The organism is Pseudonocardia sp. KRD291 (assembly GCF_019263595.1).
Taxonomy (GTDB): Bacteria; Actinomycetota; Actinomycetes; order Mycobacteriales; family Pseudonocardiaceae; genus Pseudonocardia.
Window position 1 is genome coordinate 1 of the sequence record NZ_JADQDD010000428.1, and the last position, 3,684, is coordinate 3,684.

The 3,684-nt window shown below is 74.5% G+C and carries 6 protein-coding genes; 4 read left to right on the forward strand and 2 right to left on the reverse strand.

From position 1 onward, the window contains the following. Positions 1-30 precede the first annotated feature (30 nt). Positions 31-603, reverse strand: a complete 573-nt coding sequence (locus I4I78_RS31170) for an isochorismatase family protein (RefSeq protein WP_218615095.1) — start codon at positions 601-603, stop codon at positions 31-33. Continuing rightward, positions 600-1,898: a nicotinate phosphoribosyltransferase gene (locus I4I78_RS31175; protein ID WP_218615096.1), complete on the reverse strand. Its 1,299-nt coding sequence runs from the start codon at positions 1,896-1,898 to the stop codon at positions 600-602. The genes I4I78_RS31170 and I4I78_RS31175 overlap by 4 nt, the downstream gene beginning before the upstream one ends. 58 nt (positions 1,899-1,956) lie before the next feature. Here I4I78_RS31175 and clpS point away from each other — a divergent pair, with 58 nt between their 5' ends. The 4 genes from clpS to I4I78_RS31195 all read left to right on the forward strand — a co-directional run. Further along, positions 1,957-2,253 carry an ATP-dependent Clp protease adapter ClpS gene (gene clpS, locus I4I78_RS31180; protein ID WP_218615097.1) on the forward strand — a complete coding sequence of 99 codons (297 nt, stop codon included), beginning with the start codon at positions 1,957-1,959 and terminating at the stop codon, positions 2,251-2,253. 27 nt (positions 2,254-2,280) lie between these two features. Beyond that, the gene (locus tag I4I78_RS31185) at positions 2,281-2,832 is read left to right on the forward strand and encodes a DUF2017 domain-containing protein (RefSeq protein ID WP_218615098.1); all 552 of its coding nucleotides are present in this window, start codon (positions 2,281-2,283) and stop codon (positions 2,830-2,832) included. Positions 2,833-2,910: 78 nt separating this feature from the next. Continuing rightward, on the forward strand, positions 2,911-3,219 hold the full coding sequence (locus I4I78_RS31190) for a PE domain-containing protein (protein ID WP_218615099.1): 309 nt from the start codon (positions 2,911-2,913) through the stop codon (positions 3,217-3,219). After that, positions 3,216-3,684: DUF3558 domain-containing protein (locus I4I78_RS31195; protein WP_218615100.1), on the forward strand; the 469-nt coding region annotated here is incomplete at its 3' end. The genes I4I78_RS31190 and I4I78_RS31195, both read left to right, overlap by 4 nt.

The window sequence follows — 3,684 nt, forward strand, 5'->3', positions numbered from 1 at the left end:
GCATGGTGTGGGGTCGGGGCGGGGGCGGGGTCAGCGCGTGGTGACGCCTGCGGTGTGTAGCTCGTTCAGGGCGGCTGCGGTGGTGTTTTCGGCGACTCCGGCGCAGTGGGCCAGCAGGACCGTCGTGGTCAGGCCGTGCCGGGCGGCGTCCAGGGCGGTGGCGCGCACGCAGTGGTCGGTGGCCAGGCCGACGACGTCGACGGTGTCCACGCCGCGGGCGTCGAGCCAGTCACCGAGCGGGGTGCCGGTCTCCCCGCGGTGGGAGCCCTCGAAGCCGGAGTAGGCGCTGGTGTAGGCGCCCTTGTCGAACACCGCCTCGATCGGCGCGACGTCGAGCGCGGGGTGGAACGAGGCCCCCGGCGTCCCGGCGCGGCAGTGCGGCGGCCAGGACGTGGCGAAGTCCGGGGTGTCGCTGAAATGCCCGCCCGGGTCGACGTGCACGTCCCGGGTGGCCACCACGTGGTCGTAGCCCCCGCCCGCGGCCAGCGCGCCGATCCCGGCCGCAACGGCGGCGCCGCCCTCGACGGCCAGCGAGCCGCCCTCGCAGAAGTCGTTCTGGACGTCGACGACGATCAGTGCCCTGCGCCCGGACCCGCTGCTCACTTCGGGACCTCCAGGTGGAACGTGGTCGGGATCGCCGGCTCGCCGCGGGAGAGCTTGAGCCCCTCCCACGGCACCGACACCAGCGCCGCGCGCAGCCGCTCCCGGGCGCCCTCCAGGTCGGCGGCCTCCGGCACCACCTTCCCGCCGCGCACCATCGGCACCGGCAGCACGACGTCGTGCGGCCCGGCCGGGAGCGGGTGCTCGGCCCGGTACACGACCTCCTCGACGGCGGTCCCGGTCGGCTTGTAGCGGCGCAGCGCCGACTTGCGCCCGCCCTTGGACTCCTTGGACGCGCTGCGCTTGGCGACCGGGCGCCCGTCGACCTCGACGAGCTTGTAGACCATCCCGCCGGTGGGGGCGCCGGAGCCGGTGACGACCGAGGTCCCGACGCCGTAGGAGTCGACCGGCTCGGCGCGCAGCGAGGCGATCGCGTACTCGTCGAGGTCACCGGAGAGCACGATCCGGGTGGTGGTCGCGCCCAGGCCGTCGAGCTGGTCGCGGGCCTGGCGGGCCAGCTCGCCGAGGTCGCCGGAGTCGATCCGGACCGCGTGGAGGTCGGTGCCGGCGGCGGCGATCGCGTTCTCGATCCCGGTCCGGATGTCGATCGTGTCCACCAGCAGGGTGGTACCCACCCCCATCGAGGCGACCTGGCTGCGGAAGGCGGAGAGCTCGTCGTCGTGCAGCAGGATCCAGGAGTGCGCGGCGGTGCCGGCGGTCGGGATGCCGTGGCGCTGTCCGGCCGCGAGGTTCGAGGTGGCGGAGAAGCCGGCCAGGTAGGCCGCGCGCGCCGCGGCGACGGCGGCCTCCTCGTGCGTGCGCCGCGACCCCATCTCGATCATCGGACGGCCGGCGGCGGCGCCGACCATCCGGGCCGCGGCGGAGGCGATCGCGCAGTCGTGGTTGTAGATCGAGAGCGCGAGCGTCTCCAGGATGACCGCGTCGGCGAACGTGCCGGTGACGGTGAGAATCGGTGAGCCGGGGAAGTACAGCTCGCCCTCCGGGTAGCCGTCCACGTCGCCGGTGAAGCGGTAGTCGCGCAGCCAGTCCAGCGTCGCCGGGTCCACCACCCCGGCGAGCAGCTCGAGGTCCGCCGCGCCGAACCGGAACCGCTCGAGCGCCTCGAGCAGCCGGCCGGTTCCGGCGACGACGCCGTAGCGGCGCCCGTCCGGCAGCCGGCGCGCGAACAGCTCGAACACGCAGCGCCGCTCGGCGGTGCCGTCGGCCAGTGCCGCGGCGACCATCGTGAGCTCGTACCGGTCGGTGAGCAGCGCCGTTCCGCTGCTGTGCCCGTTCATGGTTGCCGAGCTTATGCGCGGTGCCGGGCCCGCGCGGGCCCGTGACACCATGGACACCATGTCCGCGCCGTCACCGTCGCCCACCGAGCAGGTGGACCCGGGCGTCGACGAAGCCGCCGCCTCGGACACCCCGTGGCAGGCCATCGTCTGGAACGACCCGGTCAACCTGATGTCGTATGTGACCTACGTGCTGCAGAAGGTGTTCGCCTATCCGGAGCCCAAGGCCACCGCACTGATGCTCGACGTGCACCACAAGGGGCGTGCGGCGGTCTCGTCCGGGGACAAGGACAAGATCGAGGCGGACGTGGCGAAGCTGCATGCGGCGGGCCTGTGGGCCACCATGCAGCGCTCGTGAGCAGGTGGCGTTCGTGAGGGGGTCGGGATGAACAGCTGGAAGCGCACCGGTCGCGGGACGCGCGTGCGGTACGTCAGTGGCTTCTCCGGCGAGGAGGCCGGCGTGCTGCGCGGGCTGTTCACCGAGGTCCGGCAGATGCTGGGCAACCGCGCCGCGCAGCAGCCCGAGGACGAGCTGGCCGCCCTGACCGGGATCCGCACCGGCCCGACCAGCCGGCCCACCGACCGGGTGCTGGCGCGCCTGCTGCCCGACTTCACCTCCGAGGACTCCGACCTGGCGAGCGGCCTGCGCTCGCTGCACGAGCCGGAGCTGATCGAGGCCAAGGACGCCGCGGCGAAGCTGGTGCTGGACACGCTGCCCGAGGCCGGCGGGCGGGTCGAGCTCGACGTCGACCAGGTCGACTCCTGGCTGGCCGCGCTCAACGACGTCCGGCTCGCGCTGGGCACCGCGCTCGACGTCGACGAGCAGATGCCCGAGCAGCTGCCCGAGGACGACCCGCGCGGCCCGCACCTGGGCGTCTACCAGTGGCTGACGTTCGTGCAGGACTCCCTGGTCCGGGTGCGCGTCCGCTCGCTGTAACCCCTGGGCAGTGTGCGCCCGCGAACGGTTCCCGGCGACGGCCCGCCCCCGGGCCGCCCGGGTGACACGGTGCCCGGCATGGACGCTCCCGCCCCCGCCGGCTACCGCCTCGACCCGGAGCGGCTCCGGGCACTGATCGCCTCGTTGCAGGACATGGTCGCCCGGCTCTCGCGCTCGGCGATGGAGCTCGACGCCGCCGCCGGCGCGCCCCCGCCGGGTCAGGACGAGGTGTCGCTGAACATGTACCGGCAGCTGGTCGGCATGACCGAGCAGGCCCGGGCCTCGATCAGTGACCGGCAGGCCCGGCTCCTCGCGGTGATCGCGGCGCTGCAGGAGCAGCTGCGTGCCTACGAGCAGGCCGAGGAGAGCGGCGCGGTACCGGTGTGACGCACCGGCCGGTCCGTGTGGCGGTCGCCGTGGTGGGGGCGGTCTTCGCCGCGGCCTGCACCCCGGCGCCCGCGCCGCCGGACGTCCCGGTGCCCGCGGTGACCACACCGCCGTCGGACGCCTGCCACCCCTCGACCGAGCTGCTGGGCCCCGACCTCGTCGACACCGCAGGCGCGGAGCCGGCGACGACCGGGTCGGGCTGCTCGTGGACCGGCCGGGAGCGGGCGTTCCTGCTGCGTGCCGACGTGCACGGCGCCGGGCTCGGCGCGATGTACCGGGCCCGCGACCTCTACCGGGCGTTCCAGGTCGGTGAGCTGGACGGCCTGCCGACCGTCGTCACCACGCCGGAGGGGGACCCGTCGTGCTCGCTGCACGTCGCGACCTCGCAGGACTCGTCGCTGACCGTGCAGGTCGCGCCCGCGGGCGGACCCGTTCCGGACCCCTGCGCGACCGCGTCCCGGGCGG